Annotated in this window: 16 protein-coding genes; 5 read left to right on the top strand and 11 right to left on the bottom strand. The window is 69.8% G+C overall.

Annotation, left to right across the window (positions count from 1 at the left end; genetic code table 11):
* The first annotated feature begins 2 nt into the window (after positions 1 to 2).
* From zwf to OG963_RS33020, 4 genes are all read left to right on the top strand, one after another.
* Positions 3 to 1535 (top strand): glucose-6-phosphate dehydrogenase, encoded by a 1533-nt coding sequence (gene zwf, locus OG963_RS33035; RefSeq protein WP_030919801.1) that lies wholly within the window; start codon positions 3 to 5, stop codon positions 1533 to 1535.
* Complete coding sequence (gene opcA / locus OG963_RS33030; RefSeq protein ID WP_093771827.1) at positions 1532 to 2548, top strand: glucose-6-phosphate dehydrogenase assembly protein OpcA; 1017 nt, start codon at positions 1532 to 1534, stop codon at positions 2546 to 2548. Before zwf ends, opcA begins: the two co-directional genes overlap by 4 nt.
* Positions 2545 to 3327 carry a 6-phosphogluconolactonase gene (gene pgl / locus OG963_RS33025; RefSeq protein ID WP_093771825.1) on the top strand — a complete coding sequence of 261 codons (783 nt, stop codon included), beginning with the start codon at positions 2545 to 2547 and terminating at the stop codon, positions 3325 to 3327. The genes opcA and pgl overlap by 4 nt, the downstream gene beginning before the upstream one ends.
* A gap of 80 nt (positions 3328 to 3407) precedes the next feature.
* Positions 3408 to 3767: a VOC family protein gene (locus OG963_RS33020; protein WP_093771823.1), complete on the top strand. Its 360-nt coding sequence runs from the start codon at positions 3408 to 3410 to the stop codon at positions 3765 to 3767.
* A gap of 253 nt (positions 3768 to 4020) precedes the next feature.
* Here the strand turns inward: OG963_RS33020 and pgi are convergent, their stop codons facing one another.
* The 10 genes from pgi to uvrC form a co-directional block, all read right to left on the bottom strand.
* On the bottom strand, positions 4021 to 5691 hold the full coding sequence (gene pgi / locus OG963_RS33015; protein WP_371799759.1) for a glucose-6-phosphate isomerase: 1671 nt from the start codon (positions 5689 to 5691) through the stop codon (positions 4021 to 4023).
* A 155-nt stretch (positions 5692 to 5846) separates the two neighbouring features.
* A complete protein-coding gene (locus OG963_RS33010; RefSeq protein ID WP_078852825.1) occupies positions 5847 to 6182 on the bottom strand; it encodes an RNA polymerase-binding protein RbpA in 336 nt (111 codons plus the stop codon).
* A gap of 109 nt (positions 6183 to 6291) precedes the next feature.
* On the bottom strand, positions 6292 to 6522 hold the full coding sequence (secG, locus tag OG963_RS33005) for a preprotein translocase subunit SecG (protein ID WP_030919783.1): 231 nt from the start codon (positions 6520 to 6522) through the stop codon (positions 6292 to 6294).
* 129 nt (positions 6523 to 6651) lie between these two features.
* A complete protein-coding gene (tpiA, locus tag OG963_RS33000) occupies positions 6652 to 7428 on the bottom strand; it encodes a triose-phosphate isomerase (protein WP_030919781.1) in 777 nt (258 codons plus the stop codon).
* A 6-nt stretch (positions 7429 to 7434) separates the two neighbouring features.
* Positions 7435 to 8646: a phosphoglycerate kinase gene (gene pgk, locus OG963_RS32995; protein WP_093929666.1), complete on the bottom strand. Its 1212-nt coding sequence runs from the start codon at positions 8644 to 8646 to the stop codon at positions 7435 to 7437.
* Between the two features lie 108 nt (positions 8647 to 8754).
* Positions 8755 to 9762 (bottom strand): type I glyceraldehyde-3-phosphate dehydrogenase, encoded by a 1008-nt coding sequence (gene gap, locus OG963_RS32990; RefSeq protein ID WP_030919775.1) that lies wholly within the window; start codon positions 9760 to 9762, stop codon positions 8755 to 8757.
* 261 nt (positions 9763 to 10023) lie between these two features.
* Positions 10024 to 11013, bottom strand: a complete 990-nt coding sequence (gene whiA / locus OG963_RS32985; protein WP_030919772.1) for a DNA-binding protein WhiA — start codon at positions 11011 to 11013, stop codon at positions 10024 to 10026.
* Positions 11004 to 12038: a uridine diphosphate-N-acetylglucosamine-binding protein YvcK gene (gene yvcK / locus OG963_RS32980; protein ID WP_093771817.1), complete on the bottom strand. Its 1035-nt coding sequence runs from the start codon at positions 12036 to 12038 to the stop codon at positions 11004 to 11006. Before yvcK ends, whiA begins: the two co-directional genes overlap by 10 nt.
* The gene (rapZ, locus tag OG963_RS32975) at positions 12035 to 13045 is read right to left on the bottom strand and encodes an RNase adapter RapZ (protein WP_051878074.1); all 1011 of its coding nucleotides are present in this window, start codon (positions 13043 to 13045) and stop codon (positions 12035 to 12037) included. The genes yvcK and rapZ overlap by 4 nt, the downstream gene beginning before the upstream one ends.
* Positions 13042 to 15078, bottom strand: coding sequence for an excinuclease ABC subunit UvrC (gene uvrC / locus OG963_RS32970; RefSeq protein WP_371799758.1), 2037 nt, complete (start codon positions 15076 to 15078; stop codon positions 13042 to 13044). The genes rapZ and uvrC overlap by 4 nt, the downstream gene beginning before the upstream one ends.
* A 316-nt stretch (positions 15079 to 15394) precedes the next feature.
* Between uvrC and OG963_RS32965 the strand changes: the two genes are divergently transcribed.
* Positions 15395 to 16321 (top strand): hypothetical protein, encoded by a 927-nt coding sequence (locus OG963_RS32965; RefSeq protein ID WP_093771813.1) that lies wholly within the window; start codon positions 15395 to 15397, stop codon positions 16319 to 16321.
* Positions 16322 to 16392: 71 nt separating this feature from the next.
* On the opposite strand, the gene OG963_RS32960 is transcribed toward OG963_RS32965, so the two are convergent.
* Complete coding sequence (locus OG963_RS32960) at positions 16393 to 16818, bottom strand: Rieske (2Fe-2S) protein (protein ID WP_030919756.1); 426 nt, start codon at positions 16816 to 16818, stop codon at positions 16393 to 16395.
* Positions 16819 to 16878 lie beyond the last annotated feature (60 nt).

Raw genomic sequence — 16878 nt, 5'->3', positions numbered from 1 at the left:
CTTTGTCTGGTGTTCCCGGAGCCAACCCGCTCCGTGACGCCCAGGACCGCCGGCTCCCGCGTATCGCGGGGCCGTCGGGCCTGGTCATCTTTGGCGTCACGGGCGATTTGTCCCGTAAAAAGCTGATGCCCGCCATCTACGACCTGGCCAACCGCGGTCTGCTGCCGCCGGGCTTCTCGCTCATCGGCTTCGCGCGCCGTGAGTGGCACGACGAGGACTTCGCGCAGGAGGTCCACGACGCCGTCAAGCAGCACGCGCGTACGCCGTTCCGGGAGGAGGTCTGGCAGCAGCTCATCCAGGGGATGCGCTTCGTCCAGGGCAACTTCGACGACGACGACGCCTTCGAGACCCTGAAGGCCACCATCCAGGAGCTCGACAAGGAACAGGGCACGGGCGGCAACTTCGCCTTCTACCTGTCCGTGCCGCCGAAGTTCTTCCCCAAGGTCGTCCAGCAGCTCAAGAAGCACGGGCTGGCGGACCAGAAGGAGGGTTCCTGGCGGCGCGCCGTCATCGAGAAGCCGTTCGGCCACGACCTCGCCAGCGCGCAGGAGCTCAACCAGCTCGTGCACGATGTGTTCCCGCCCAACGAGGTCTTCCGGATCGACCACTACCTGGGCAAGGAGACGGTCCAGAACATCCTGGCGCTGCGGTTCGCCAACACGATGTTCGAGCCGATCTGGAACCGGTCGTACGTCGACCATGTCCAGATCACGATGGCCGAGGACATCGGTATCGGCGGCCGGGCCGGCTACTACGACGGCATCGGGGCAGCCCGTGACGTCATCCAGAACCACCTGCTCCAGCTGCTGGCGCTGACGGCGATGGAGGAGCCCGGCTCCTTCCACCCGAAGGCCCTGGTGACCGAGAAGCTCAAGGTGCTCACGGCGGTGGAACTGCCGGAGGACCTGGGCAAGCACACCGTGCGCGGCCAGTACGCGCACGCGTGGCAGGGCGGCGAGGAAGTGCTCGGCTACCTCGAGGAGGACGGTATCGACCCCAAGTCGAAGACCGACACCTACGCCGCGATCAAGCTGACGATCAACAACCGCCGCTGGGCGGGCGTGCCGTTCTACCTGCGGACCGGAAAGCGGCTCGGCCGCCGGGTCACCGAGATCGCGGTCGTCTTCAAGCGCGCCCCGTACCTGCCCTTCGAGTCCGGTGCGACGGAGGAGCTGGGCGGCAACGCCCTGGTCATCCGGGTGCAGCCGGACGAGGGTGTCACGGTGCGCTTCGGCTCCAAGGTCCCCGGCACCTCGATGGAGGTCCGGGACGTCACGATGGACTTCGCCTACGGCGAGTCCTTCACGGAGTCCAGCCCGGAGGCGTACGAGCGGCTCATCCTCGACGTGCTGCTCGGTGACGCCAACCTCTTCCCCCGCCACCAGGAGGTCGAACTCTCCTGGAACATCCTCGACCCGATCGAGGCGTACTGGGACAAGCACGGCAAGCCCGCGCAGTACGCGGCGGGCACCTGGGGTCCGGCCGAGGCGGACGAGATGCTCGCACGAGACGGACGGAGCTGGCGTCGGCCATGAAGATCGATCTCACGGAAACCACCTCCAGCAAGATCAACCAGGCGCTGGTGTCGGCCCGGCGTGCCGCCGGCTCCCCGGCCGTCGGCATGGTGCTGACCCTGGTGGTCGTCACCGACGAGGAGAACGCGTACGACGCCCTGAAGTCGGCCGGCGACTCCTCGCGCGAGCACCCTTCGCGCATCATCGCGGTGATCAAGCGGGTCAGCCGCTCGCCGCGCAGCCGGCGCGACGCACGGCTCGACGCCGAGGTGCGGGTCGGTTCCGACTCGGGCTCCGGCGAGACCATCGTGCTGCGACTGCACGGTGAACTTGCCAACCACGCCCAGTCGGTGGTCCTGCCACTGCTGCTGCCGGACGCCCCGGTCGTGGTGTGGTGGCCCGAGGGCGCGCCCGAGGACCCGGCCAACGATCCGCTGGGCGCACTCGCCCAGCGCCGGATCACGGACGCGTATTCCGCGGAGCACCCGAGCGCCGAACTGGCGGTGCGCGCCAAGTCGTACACCCCGGGCGACACCGATCTGTCCTGGACCCGCATCACGCCGTGGCGCTCGATGCTCGCGGCCGCACTCGACCAGAAGCCTGTCGATGTCGTCTCGGCGACGGTCGAGGGCGAGTCCGAGAACCCGAGCTGTGAGCTGCTCGCCATGTGGCTCGCGGACCGGCTGGGCGTGCCGGTGGAGCGCACGCAGTCCAAGGGTCCCGGTCTGACGGCCGTGCGGATGCAGACGAAGGGCGGCACCATCGTCCTGGACCGGCCCGACGGTTCGCTGGCCACGCTCTGCATGGAGGGACAGCCGGACCGCGCGGTGGCGCTCAAGCGACGGGAGACCGCCGAACTGCTCGCCGAGGAACTGCGGCGTCTCGACCCGGACAACATCTACGCGTCCGCGGTGAAGTTCGGCGTGGACCGGCTCGGCGGCGCGGCCGAGCCGAAGCCCGCCGAGCCGGAGCAGCCCGCCGCCGCACCGGCCGCCGCGAAGAAGACTGCGGCGAAGAAGGCGGCAGCGAAGTGAGTGCCCCTCAACTTGTCGTGCACCGCGACAAGGAACTGATGGCGCAGGCCGCCGCGGCCCGGCTGATCACGAAGATCGTGGACGCCCAGGCCGCGCGTGGTCACGCGTCGGTGGTACTCACCGGTGGACGCAACGGCAACGGCCTGCTGGCCGCTCTCGCCGAGGCGCCCGCCCGGGACGCGATCGACTGGTCGCGGCTCGAACTGTGGTGGGGCGACGAGCGGTTCCTGCCGGAGGGCGATCCGGAGCGCAATGTCACGCAGGCCCGCGAGGCTCTGCTGGACTCGGTGCCGCTGAACCCGTCCCTGGTCCATGCGATGCCCGCGTCGGACGGCCCGTGCGGCAACGACGCCGACGCCGCCGCGGCCGCGTACGCCGACGAACTGGCCGCCGCGGCCCGTCCGGAGGACCACGGCCCGGTACCGACGTTCGATGTGCTGATGCTGGGCGTGGGCCCGGACACGCATGTCGCGTCGCTCTTCCCGGAGCTGCCCGCGGTACGGGAGACCGAGCGCACCGTCGTCGGTGTGCACGGCGCTCCCAAACCGCCGCCCACCCGGGTCTCGCTCACGCTGCCCGCGATCCGGGCGGCGCGCGAGGTGTGGCTGCTCGCGGCGGGCGAGGACAAGGCGGAGGCCGCGGAGATCGCGCTGTCGGGTGCCGGGGAGATCCAGGCACCGGCGGCGGGCGCGTACGGACGCAGCCGCACTCTGTGGCTGCTGGACGCTGCGGCGGCCTCCCGGCTGCCGCGCGCACTGTATCCGCCGGCATCTCCCTGAGCGGTCGTCAGCACTGCTGTACGTCGGGCCCGGTCCGCTCCCAGGAGCGGGCCGGGCCTTCGCCGTGAAAGGCTCCGGCCATGGTGCGTATCGGAACCGTGGTGATGGGTGCGTCGGACGTCCGCCGGGCGGCCGCCTTCTGGACGGCGGCGCTCGGTCATGTGGAGCGCGAGCCGGCGACGGACGACTGGGTGGTGCTGGTGCCGGCCGACGGGCAAGGCGTCGGGCTGTCCCTGGGGCTGAGCGAGTCCCCCGTGCAGGAGGTCCCCCGGGTCCATCTGGATCTGTACACCGAGGAGCAGGACGCCGAGGTGGAGCGGCTGCTCACGCTCGGGGCGGCCCGGGTCGACTGGCCTCTGTATCCGCAGGACCCGGACTTCGTGGTGCTCGCGGACACCGAGGGCAACCGATTCTGCGTCATCGACACGACGCACGGCTGACCGAGGCGGGCAAGTCCGCCGGGGTACACGCCGGAAGGCCTGCAGCGGCCCTGGTACGGCCTCACGAGGGAGGCCGATGTGCGGGGGGCGCGGCCTCGTACGAGTCGTTGACGGGGAAGAGGACGGCACACGCCACGCCCAGGACCGCCGCGGTCGGCGGCCTCCCTGCCGCCACCGGCCGACGGCGTTCCGGTCCGGCGTGCTGTTCGGCGGCCGGAGCCGCCCCGCCCTCTCCCCCGGGGCCGTCCCCGGCTCAGCGACCCCTGCGCGTGCGGTACGCGGCGACCAGCGCGGCGGTGGAGCTGTCCAGCTGCTCGCCACCCTCCGCCGCGGCCGATCCCGCCGTCCCGGTCAGCACCGGTTCGATCTTCTTGGCGAGGACCTTGCCGAGCTCGACGCCCCACTGGTCGAACGAGTCGATGTTCCAGACGGCACCCTGGACGAAGACCTTGTGCTCGTACAGTGCGATCAGCTGGCCGAGGACGGACGGCGTCAGCCGGTCGGCCAGGATCGTGGTCGTGGGGTGGTTCCCCCGGAACGTCTTGTGCGGCACGAGCTCCTCGGCCACGCCCTCCGCTCGGACCTCGTCCGGCGTCTTGCCGAAGGCGAGCGCCTGGGTCTGGGCGAAGAAGTTGGCCATCAGCAGATCGTGCTGGGCGACCAGCCCGGGCAGCAGGTCGGCGACCGGCTCGGCGAAGCCGATGAAGTCGGCCGGGATGACCTTGGTGCCCTGGTGGATCAGCTGGTAGTAGGCGTGCTGCCCGTTGGTGCCGGGCGTGCCCCAGACGACCGGACCGGTCTGCCACTCGACCGGGTGGCCGTCCCGGTCCACGGACTTGCCGTTGGACTCCATGTCCAGCTGCTGCAAGTAGGCGGTGAACTTGGACAGATAGTGGCTGTACGGCAGTACGGCGTGCGACTGGGCATCGAAGAACGCGCCGTACCAGACACCCAACAGGCCGAGCAGCAGCGCGGCATTGGCCTCCGGCGGAGCGGTGCGGAAGTGCTCGTCGACGAGGTGGAACCCGTCGAGCATCTCGCGGAAGCGGTCCGGGCCGATGGCGATCATCAGTGAGAGGCCGATCGCGGAGTCGTACGAGTAGCGGCCGCCTACCCAGTCCCAGAACTCGAACATGTTGGCGGTGTCGATGCCGAACTCCGCGACCTTCTCGGCGTTCGTCGACAGGGCCACGAAGTGCTTCGCGACGGCGTCCTGATCGGCGCGCAGTCCGGTCAGCAGCCAGTTACGGGCGGAGGTGGCGTTGGTGATCGTCTCGATCGTGGTGAACGTCTTCGACGCGATGATGAAGAGCGTCTCGGCCGGGTCGAGGTCACGGACGGCCTCGTGCAGGTCGGCGCCGTCGACGTTGGACACGAAGCGGACGGTGAGCGAGCGGTCCGTGAAGGAGCGCAGCACCTCGTACGCCATGGCGGGACCGAGGTCGGAACCGCCGATGCCGATGTTGACGACGTTCTTGATCCGCTTGCCCGTGTGACCGGTCCACTCCCCCGACCTGATGCGGTCGGCGAAAGCCGCCATCTTGTCGAGCACGGCGTGCACGGCGGGCACCACGTTCTCGCCGTCGACCTCGATGACCGCGTCGCGCGGGGCGCGCAGCGCGGTGTGCAGGACGGCACGGTCCTCGGTGGTGTTGATCTTTTCGCCGCGGAACATGGCGTCCCGCAGCCCGGCGACACCGGTGGCGTCGGCGAGCTCGCGCAGCAGCCGGAGCGTCTCGTCGGTGACCAGGTGCTTGGAGTAGTCGAGATACAGATCGCCCACCCGGAGGGTATATCCGGTGCCGCGCTCGGGATCGTCCGCGAACAGCTGCCGCAGATGGGTCTGGCCGAGCTGCTCACGGTGCTTGCCGAGAGCGGTCCATTCGGGCGTCTGATTCAGCTTGGTTCGGCTTTGTGCGTTCATCCCGGATATCAGCCCACTTCTTCTCGTGCCTGCACATGCCCCGCTGCCCCTCCAACTTAATTGATCAGAGGGGTGGACGAGGCGACAGAGAGCTGCGACGCCGACAAATGCACTCCGGCCGGGCACCCTGGGGGTGACCGGCCGGTGAACAACTCTTAGATTTCGCCCCGGAGTTTTGCGAGGGCCTCGGCGAGGATGGCCTCGCCGTCCGCATCGCTGCGCCGCTCACGTACATACGCGAGGTGCGTCTTGTACGGTTCGGTGCGCGGCGGGTCCGGCGGGTTGTCCCGGTCCTGTCCCGCCGGGAAACCACAGCGCGGGCAGTCCCAAGTCTCCGGTGTCTGCGCGTCACTGGCGAAGCTCGGCTGCGTCTCGTGCCCGTTCGAGCACCAGAAGGAGATGCGGAGGCGCGGCGCGGACTCGCCCCGCTCGGCCTCCCCCATCGGCCCCGCTCCGACCCGGCTTCCCCGGATCGCGTTGCCACTTGCCACGGTCGTAACTCCCTGCGTGATGGTGCTCGAAGATGCCCCAGTCTACGTAAGGCCCAACGCGCGTCCAGTGAAAGGAGTTACACCCTCACCAGGAATCGCGGACGACGGGTCAGTTGTCCAGCTTCATCAGCAGACCAAGCACAATAATGCACGCGAACCATCCCAGACCGACCACCACGGTGATCCGGTCGAGGTTTCGCTCGGCGACCGACGAGCCACCGACGGACGACTGCATACCGCCACCGAACATGTCGGAGAGGCCGCCGCCCTTTCCCTTGTGCATCAGCACCAGCAGCATCAGCAGCAGGCTGAAGACGATCAGGGCGATCGAGAACCCCATAACCACGGCTGGTCCCTACTTTCCGGAATTCCCTTGGACTGCTCTAACGGATCTGACGGACAACGGGGGCCGGGAGGACGTACCTCCTCGGCCCCCGCAAGGGTACGACGGATCCGCGCTACCGCATACTCACTGGTCGCGGAAGCGGACGATCTTGACGAATTCGTCCGCGTCGAGAGCGGCGCCACCGATCAGGGCACCGTCGATGTCGGGCTTCGCCATGATCTCCGCGACATTCCCCGACTTCACCGAGCCGCCGTACTGGATGCGGACCGCGTCGGCCAGCTCCTGGGAGTACAGCTCGGCGAGCCGGCCGCGGATGGCCCCGCAGACCTCCTGGGCGTCGTCGGCGCCGCAGACCTTGCCGGTCCCGATGGCCCAGACCGGCTCGTACGCGATCACGATGGACTCGGCCTGCTCGGCCGGAATCTCCTTGAGCGCGCCGTCGACCTGCGCGAGCGTGTGCTCGACGTGGCGGCCCGCCTCGCGGACCGACTCCTCCTCGCCGACGCACAGGATCGGGGTCAGGCCGTTCTTGTACGCGGCCTTGATCTTGGCGTTGACGATCTCGTCGGTCTCGTGGTGGTACTGGCGGCGCTCGGAGTGGCCGATGGCCACATAGGTGCACTTCAGCTTGGCGAGCATGGGGCCGGAGATCTCGCCGGTGTACGCGCCGGAGTCGTGCGCCGAGATGTCCTGGGCGCCGTACTTGATCTTCAGTTTGTCGCCGTCGACCAGCGTCTGCACGGAGCGCAGGTCGGTGAAGGGCGGCAGGACGGCGACCTCGACGGCGTCGTAGTCCTTGTCGGCCAGGGCGAAGGCGAGCTTCTGGACGTGTGCGATGGCCTCGAGGTGGTTGAGGTTCATCTTCCAGTTGCCCGCCATCAGCGGGGTACGGGTGCTCATGAAAGGTCAGTCCTCCAGTGCGGCGAGGCCGGGAAGCGTCTTGCCCTCGAGGTATTCGAGGCTGGCGCCGCCACCGGTCGAGATGTGGCCGAATGCGTTCTCGTCGAAGCCCAGGATGCGGACGGCCGCGGCGGAGTCGCCACCGCCGACGACACTGAAGCCCTCGGAGTCGACGAGGGCCTGGGCGACCGCCCGGGTGCCCTCGGCGTAATCGGGGTGCTCGAAGACGCCCATCGGGCCGTTCCAGAAGACGGTGACGGCGTCGGCGAGCTTCGAGGCGTACAGCTTGTTGGTCTCGGGGCCGTTGTCCAGACCCATCACACCGGCCGGGATGGCATCCGCGGGCACGGTGGTGTGCCGGCTCGGGGCCTTGGTCTTGAGGTCGGGGAACTGCTCGGAGACCACGACGTCGACGGGGAGCACGAACTCCACGCCCTTCTCCTCCGCCCGCTTCAGATACTCCAGCACCGCCGGGATCTGGTCCTCCTGCAGGAGGGAGCTGCCGACCTCGTGGCCCTGGGCCTTGAGGAAGGTGTACGCCATGCCCCCGCCGATGAGGATGCGGTCGGCCCGCTCCAGGAGGTGGTCGATGACGCCGAGCTTGTCGGAGACCTTGGAGCCGCCGAGCACGACGGCGTACGGGCGCGCGACGTCCTCGGTGAGCTTCTTCAGGACACCGACCTCGGTGGCGATCAGGTCGCCCGCGGCGTGCGGCAGCCGGGCCGGGAGGTCGAAGACCGAGGCGTGCTTGCGGTGGACGGCTCCGAAGCCGTCGCCCACGTACACGTCGGCGAGCTCGGCGAGCTGATCGGCGAACGCGCCGCGCTCGGCGTCGTCCTTCGACGTCTCGCCGGGGTTGAAGCGGAGATTCTCGATGACGGCGACCTTGCCGTCGGTGAGCGCGGCGACCGTGGTGCGGGCGGACTCGCCGACCGTGTCGGTCGCGAAGGCCACATCGGCGCCGATCAGCTCGCCGAGGCGGGCGGCGGCGGGGGCCAGGGAGAAGGCCGGGTCCGGGGCGCCCTTGGGGCGGCCCAGGTGCGAGGCGACGATGACCCGGGCACCGGCCGCGGCCAGCTTCTCCACGGTCGGCTGGACGGCGCGGATGCGGCCGTCGTCGGTGATGGTGGTGCCGCTCAGCGGCACGTTGAGGTCGGCGCGGACGAATACGCGCTTGCCGGTGACCCCTTCGGCGAGAAGTTCGTCGATCGTCTTCATCTTGCTGGACTCCTTGGAGGGCGTTGAAGCATGCAACGGGGCTCGAACGGCGCTGCGTTGCGCTGTCCGAGCCCCTTGCTCACATCGAGGTGCCTGCCGATTCGACGGTCAGAGCTGGCTGCCGACGAAGACGGTCAGGTCGACGAGGCGGTTGGAGTAGCCCCACTCGTTGTCGTACCAGCCGATGACCTTGACCTGCGTGCCCTCTGCCATGGTCAGCAGGGAGTCGAAGGTGCAGGAAGCCGGGTCCGAGACGATGTCCGAGGACACGATCGGGTCCTGGGTGTAGACGAGCTTGCCCTTGAGCGGGCCTTCCTCGGCGGCCTTCTGGAACGCGGCGTTGACCTCGTCGCGGGTGACCTCGCGCTCCAGCGTGATGACCAGGTCGGTGACGGAGCCGGTCGGGACCGGGACGCGCATCGCGATGCCGTCGAGCTTGCCCCTGAGCTGCGGGAGCACCAGAGCGGTGGCCTTGGCGGCACCGGTCGTGGTCGGGATGATGTTCTCCGCGGCGGCGCGGGCACGACGCAGGTCGGAGTGCGGGAAGTCCAGGATGCGCTGGTCGTTCGTGTACGCGTGGACCGTCGTCATGAGGCCCTTGACGATGCCGAAGTTCTCGTCCAGGACCTTCGCCATCGGCGCGACGCAGTTGGTGGTGCAGGAGGCGTTGGAGATGACGTGGTGGTTGGCCGCGTCGTACTTCTCCTCGTTGACGCCCATCACGATGGTGATGTCCTCGTCCTTGGCCGGAGCCGAGATGAGGACCTTCTTGGCGCCGCCCGCGATGTGCTTCTCGGCGTCGGCCTTCTTCGTGAAGATGCCGGTCGACTCGATGACGATGTCGACGCCCAGCTCACCCCAGGGGATGTCGGCCGGGTTGCGCTCGGAGAGCACCTTGATGGTGTGGCCGTCGACGGTGATGCTGTCGGCGGTGTGGCTGACCTCTGCCTTCAGACGACCCAGGATGGTGTCGTACTTCAGCAGGTGGGCCGTGGTCGCAGTGTCACCCAGGTCGTTGACAGCCACGATCTCGATGTCCGCACCCTGCTCCAGCAGCGCGCGGAAGTAGTTACGACCGATGCGGCCAAAGCCGTTGATGCCTACGCGGATCGTCACGAACCGATCTCCTCGTTAGGTACGCCGGGTTTCGACGCCGGCGAGTTGTATGGGATGTCCCCGACCGCCTCCGACCCTACCTCTCCGTGGGCCCTGGAGTGACATCGTGCGGGGCCGGAAGCGCCGCAAAGGCCCGTACTCCCCGGTAGGAGTACGGGCCTCCGGTTGCTCGGCCTCACATGCGGTGCCGATTACGGAGTGTCAACATCCCGGAGGGCGGAGCGCGTTCCGCCGTCGGCCGGGATTCGACGCCGTTTCACCTCAGCCCACTAGGCCGTCGGCGAGCTCCTCGCTGAGCGTGGACTCCGTCCCCGGGATGCCGAGGTCCTGGGCCCGCTTGTCGGCCATGGCGAGCAGCCGGCGGATCCGGCCGGCGACCGCGTCCTTGGTCAGCGGCGGGTCGGCGAGCGCACCCAGCTCCTCCAGGGAGGCCTGCTTGTGCTCCATGCGCAGCCGTCCGGCCGCCGCAAGGTGCTCGGGCACCTCTTCGCCCAGGATCTCCAGGGCGCGTCCCACCCGGGCGCCTGCGGCCACCGCGGCCCGCGCCGAGCGACGCAGGTTGGCGTCGTCGAAGTTGGCGAGACGGTTGGCGGTGGCCCGGACCTCACGGCGCATCCGCCGCTCCTCCCAGGCCAGCACCGACTCATGGGCGCCGAGCCGGGTGAGGAGGGCGCCGATCGCGTCGCCGTCGCGGACGACGACCCGGTCCACGCCACGCACCTCACGGGCCTTCGCCGCGATGGAAAGCCTGCGGGCCGCCCCGACCAGTGCGAGTGCCGCCTCCGGGCCCGGGCAGGTCACCTCCAGCGAGGAGGAGCGGCCCGGCTCGGTGAGCGAGCCGTGGGCCAGGAAGGCACCGCGCCAGGCGGCCTCGGCGTCGCAGGTGGCCCCCGAGACCACCTGCGGCGGCAGTCCACGGATGGGGCGGCCGCGACCGTCCACCAGCCCGGTCTGGCGGGCCAGCTGATCGCCGCCCGCCACCACCCGTACGACATAGCGGGAGCCGCGCCGCAGCCCGCCGGGGGCCATCACGATCAGCTCCGAACTGTGCCCGAAAATTTCGAGAATGTCCCGCTTCAGCCGACGCGCCGCCATTGCGGTGTCCAGCTCCGCCTCGATCACAATCCGGCCGCTCACCAGGTGCAGCCCGCCCGCGAACCGAAGAATCGCCGAAACCTCTGCCTTCCTGCAGCAGGTCCGGGTCACGGGAAGCCGAGAGATTTCGTCCTTCACCGCTGGCGTCATCGCCATGGGCCGATCCTTCCATGCATCCGAAAAATACGGTCGTACGCGGCAGCCAACAGCTCCGGATCATGGATCGGAACGCCGTCGGGTGAGGCCACCGGCGCCAGCTCGACCGCGGCGCCGAGCCGCTTGGCGGCATCGGCGAGGGACTCGCGATCGGGCACGGCGGCTTCGTCGGCCAGCACCACGTCCAGGGCGAGTTTAGGGGCGTGTCGTCCCAAAACCTCCAAATGACGCTGCGGAGAGAAGCCATCAGTTTCGCCGGGCTGCGGTGCCAGGTTCAGCGACAGGACCTTACGGGCCTTCGTCGCGACGAGCGCGTCGAGCAGTTCCGGTACGAGCAGATGCGGGATCACCGAGGAGAACCAGGATCCCGGGCCGAGCACCACCCAGTCCGCGTCGAGGACCGCCTCGACCGCCTCCGGGACGGCCGGCGGGTCGTTCGGGACGAGGTGCACGGACTGCACCTCACCAGGGGTCAGCGCCACCGTCGCCTGGCCGCGCACCGTGTCCACGGCGTCCGGGCGCTCCGGATCGTGGCCCCGTACGAGCGCCTGGAGCTCCAGCGGCACGGCGGACATGGGCAGCACCCGCCCGTGCGCGCCGAGGAGCTTGCCGACCAGGTCCAGGGCCTGGACATGGTCACCGAGCTGCTCCCAGAGGGCGACGATCAGCAGATTGCCGACCGCGTGCTCGTGCAGATCGCCCTTGGACTGGAAGCGGTGCTGGATGACCTGTGCCCAGGTCTGACCCCAGTCGTCGTCGCCGCAGAGCGCGGCGAGCGCCTTGCGGAGGTCGCCGGGCGGCAGGACGCCGAGCTCCTCACGGAGCCGGCCGCTGGAGCCGCCGTCGTCGGCGACGGTGACCACGGCGGTGAGATCGCCGGTGATCCGGCGCAGCGCGGCGAGCGAGGCGGACAGGCCCATGCCGCCGCCGAGTGCGACGACCTTGGGCTGGGCGCCACGCTTGCGGGCGGAGAGCGCGGAGGTGGCTCTGCGCAGCCGCCGCAGGCGCAGATTGCGGCTGGTCACTCGCGCCCCATGTCCCGGTGGACGAGGACGGTCTCGATCCCTTCGGCGGCGAGCCGGGCTGCCAGCTTCTCGGACATCGCGACGGAGCGGTGCTTGCCGCCCGTGCAGCCGACGGCGATCGTCACGTAGCGCTTGCCCTCACGGCGGTAGCCGGCGGCAACCAGCTGGAGCAGCTCGGTGTACTGGTTGAGGAACTCCTTGGCACCCGGCTGGTTGAAGACGTACGCCGAGACCTCCTCGTTGAGTCCGGTGAACGGGCGCAGCTCGGGGACCCAGTGCGGGTTGGGCAGGAAGCGGCAGTCGGCCACCAGGTCCGCGTCCACGGGCAGGCCGTACTTGAAGCCGAACGACATCACCGTGGCGCGCAGCTCCGGCTCCTCGTCCCCGGCGAACTGGGCGTCCATCTTGGCGCGCAGCTCGTGCACGTTGAGGCTGGAGGTGTCGATCACCAGGTCGGCGTCGCCGCGCAGCTCGCGCAGCAGGTCGCGCTCGGCGGCGATGCCGTCCACGATGCGGCCGTCGCCCTGGAGGGGGTGCGGCCGGCGGACCGATTCGAAGCGGCGGACCAGCGCGTCGTCGGAGGACTCCAGGAAGACGATCCGCCGGGTGACGTGCCTGGCCGCGAGGTCGGCGAGGGACTCCCGCAGGTTGTCGAAGAAGCGACGGCCGCGCACGTCGACGACGACGGCGATCCGGGCCACATTGCCCTGGGACCGGGCGCCGAGCTCCACCATGGTGGGGATCAGGGCGGGCGGCAGGTTGTCGACGACGAACCAGCCGAGGTCCTCCAGACACTTGGCGGCGGTGGATCGTCCGGCGCCCGACATGCCGGAGATGATCACCAGCTCGGGGATGGCCGCGGTGGCATCGCCCGTCTCGGTCGTGGTGCCCGTACTCACGTGTCCTGCTCCGTCTGCTCGGTCCGTGCTGTCGTGCGCGCGGTCTGTGCCGTCGTGCGCGCTCTCCGGCTCGTGTTCGTGTTCCTGCTCGTGTTCGTGCTCAGTCATGACGTGCTGCCCCCGTCGTCCTCTTCAATGATCTCTCCTGTCGCCGTATTCACGGCGGGTGCGGCCGGGGTGGTCGAGGCGAGGGCGACAGCCACTGATTCCGCCGTCCTGCGGCCTATCCCCGGAACCTCGCAGATCTCGTCGATTGTCGCCTGCTTCAGCTTCTTCACGGAGCCGAAATGCTTGATCAACGCCTGTTTCCGGGTCTCGCCGAGGCCGGAGACCGCGTCCAGGGGGCTGGAGCGGATGCGCTTGGCCCGCTTGGCACGCTGATAGGTGATGGCGAAGCGGTGGGCCTCGTCACGGACGCGCTGCAGGAGGTATAGGCCCTCGCTGGAGCGGGGCAGGACCACGGGGTCGTCGTCATCGGGCAGCCACACCTCTTCGAGGCGCTTGGCGAGGCCGCAGACGGCGATGTCGTCGATCCCGAGCTCGTCGAGCGCCCGCTTGGCCGCGGCGACCTGCGGCTGGCCGCCGTCCACCACGACGAGCTGCGGCGGGTAGGCGAACCGCTTGGGGCGGCCGTCGTCCTCGCGGGGCTCGTTGTCGAAGGGGTCGCCGTCCGCGGCGGCGGTCTCCGGGGCCGGTACGGCTCCGGAGACCGCGGGGCTCTCCTCCCACTCCCCCGTCCGCTCCTTCTCCTGGAGGTAGCGCCTGAAGCGGCGGCCGATCACCTCGTGCATCGAGCGGACGTCGTCCTGCCCCTCGAAGCCCTTGATCTGGAAGCGGCGGTACTCGCTCTTGCGGGCCAGACCGTCCTCGAAGACGACCATGGACGCCACCACGTCGTCGCCCTGGAGATGGGAGATGTCGAAGCATTCGATGCGCAGCGGAGCCGTATCGAGACCGAGCGCCTCGGCGATCTCCTCCAGGGCGCGGGACCGGGTCGTCAGATCGGAGGCGCGCTTGGTCTTGTGCAGCCCCAGCGCCTGCTGGGCGTTGCGCTGGACCGTCACCATCAGGTCCTTCTTGTCGCCGCGCTGCGGGATGCGCAGGCTGACCTGGGAGCCCCGGCGGTCGGCGAGCCACTGGGAGACCGCTTCGGGGTCCTCCGGAAGGGCCGGGACGAGGACCTCCTTGGGGACGGAGTCGCCTGTCTCCTCCCCGTACAGCTGCTGCAGGGCGTGCTCGATCAGGCCCGAGGTGTCGACCGCCTCGACCTTGTCGGTGACCCAGCCGCGCTGGCCGCGCACCCGGCCGCCGCGGACGTGGAATATCTGCACGGCGGCCTCGAGCTCGTCCTCGGCGACCGCGATCAGGTCGGCGTCGGTCGCGTCGGCGAGGACGACGGCGCTCTTCTCCATGGCGCGCTTGAGGGCCTCCACGTCGTCGCGGAGCCGGGCCGCCCGCTCGTACTCCATCTCTTCGGCCGCCGCCATCATGTCCTTCTCCAGCCGACGGATGTACGTACCCGTGCGGCCGGCCATGAAGTCGCAGAAGTCGTCCGCCAATTCCCGGTGCTCCTCGGGGGTGACCCGGCCGACGCAGGGCGCCGAGCACTTGCCGATGTAGCCGAGGAGGCAGGGGCGGCCGGTCCGCGTCGCGTTCTTGAAGACACCGGCGGAGCACGTACGGACGGGAAAGACCCGGAGCATCAGGTCGACCGTCTCGCGGATCGCCCAGGCGTGCCCGTACGGACCGAAGTAGCGCACGCCCTTCTTCTTCGCGCCGCGCATGACCTGGACGCGCGGGTACTCCTCGTTCAGCGTGACCGCGAGATACGGATAGCTCTTGTCGTCGCGGTACTTGACGTTGAACCGGGGGTCGAACTCCTTGATCCAGGAGTACTCCAGCTGCAGCGCCTCGACCTCGGTGGCGACGACGGTCCACTCGACGGAGGCGGCCGTGGTGACCATCGTGCGGGTGCGCGGGTGAAGACCTGCCAGGTCCTGGAAGTAGTTGGCCAGGCGCTGGCGCAGGCTCTTCGCCTTCCCGACGTAGATCACCCGGCGGTGCTCGTCGCGGAATTTGTAGACCCCCGGGGAGTCGGGGATCTGTCCCGGCTTGGGGCGGTAGCTGGAGGGGTCTGCCATGGTGCCCACCCTACTTGCGGGCGGTGACAGTGCGGTGTCCCCCGGAGTGATGCCGTGCTCCGGGGTGCGGGGTGGGGGAGCGCGCCCCGGAGCACGGGGCCGGCGGGCACCGTCACCGTTCGAGGCCTGTGCCGTCACCGTGCAAGGAGCATCAACCGTTGTCGGGAACGGGTCAACACGCTTCAATGCGGGGGAACAGCGCGGTGTGAAGGTGTGGCGGCGTACGTGAACGGTTCCGCCCCCGGCCACCTGCCGTCCCGCTCCCGCCGGCGCGGTCCCCCCGTCCCGTGCCGTGAACGTTCACTGGAGGCACGTCATGCAGCGCACCGAGGCCGAACTGGCACAGGTGCTGCACACCGGACCGTTCCATCTGGCGCTGCGCACCGCCTTCTCGGTGCGTGGGCTGCCGCTCCAGCGGGTGCAGCACCATCTCGCGCACCGTGGGGTCAAGGTCGGCGTGACCAGCCTCAGTTACTGGCAGCAGGGAGCCCGGCGCCCGCAGCGCGCCGAGTCCCTGCGGGCGGTAAAGGCGCTGGAGGAGGTGCTGGAACTGCCGGGGAACTCGCTGCTCCGGCTGCTCGGCGCCGGGGATGCCCGAGCGGACACCGAGCGACCGGCCGGTCGCTCGTACCGCTCCCTGATGGAGGCGTCCGGCGCGGTGGAGCGGCTGCTCGACGCCCTGGAGTCACCGGCCGACGGCGGGCTGCACACGGTGGGGCACCAGGAGCGGGTACGGATCGGATCCGGCCGGGAGCTGCGGCGCCGGGACTCGCACCACGTCGTGCGCGCGCACCGTGACGGGATCGACCGCTATCTCGCCGTGTACCGCGGCGATCCGGGCTGCGACCCCGCGCGGGTCGAGGTGGCGGCCCGGGAGAACTGCCGGACGGGCCGGGTCCGCTGGGACCGGGAGGCGGGGGTGCTCGTCGCCGAGCTGCTCTTCGACACCCGGCTGCGGGCGGGTGAGACGTACCTCTTCGGCTATGGGTTCGACGACGGTACGGGCGGGCCGTGCGGCGAGTACGTGCGCGGCTTCAGCTTCGGCGGCGGGCAGTACGTGCTGCAGGTGCACTTCGACGAGGACGCGCTGCCGGTCCGGTGCCGGCGGTTCACCCAGGCTTCGGTGGGGGTTCCGCGCGGCGGCCGTACGGACCTCACGCTCACCGGCCGGCACCGGACCGTGCACCTGGTGGAGCAGGGGGTGCGGCCCGGCCTGGTCGGCATCGACTGGGACTGGGAGTGAGGCCGACCGGGGACCGGGAGTGACGACGGCCGGTCCCCGTACGCCAGGCGTCAGGCGTCAGGCGTCAGGCGTCAGGCGTCAGGGCCGGCTATCAGCTTTCCGCTCTCGACCCTGACCGGGACGGAGGGCAGCGGCACGGTCGCCGGTCCCTGCACCGCCTCGCCGGTCGTCGTGTCGAAACGGCTGCCGTGGCAGGGACAGTTCCCCTCGTTCTTCTCGACCTTGTCCAGCAGACAGCCCGCGTGGGTGCACTGGGCGCTGAACGCCTTGTACTGGCCCTTGGCCGGGCAGCTGACGACGACCCGCTGCTCGCGGTAGAGCTTGGATCCGCCGACCGGCACCTCGTCCGCGGCACCGAGCTCGACGGGGGCGGTGGGCGTGGGCGTCTCGGCGTGCCCGAGCTTCGACTCGGTCGAACAGGCGGCCACTCCCAGCCCGGCGACACCGGCGAGAGCGGCACCCTTCAGCACGGTACGGCGGGCGGGCTGGCCGGACATGCGGACTCCACGGGTTGTGAGGGGTAGGGCGAGGGGCGTCAGGGAAGCGCCGGGTATCGA

This window comes from Streptomyces sp. NBC_01707, assembly GCF_041438805.1.
Taxonomy (GTDB): domain Bacteria; phylum Actinomycetota; class Actinomycetes; order Streptomycetales; family Streptomycetaceae; genus Streptomyces.
Note: the sequence above shows the minus strand (reverse complement) of the source record. Positions and strands in the feature narration are given on the sequence as shown.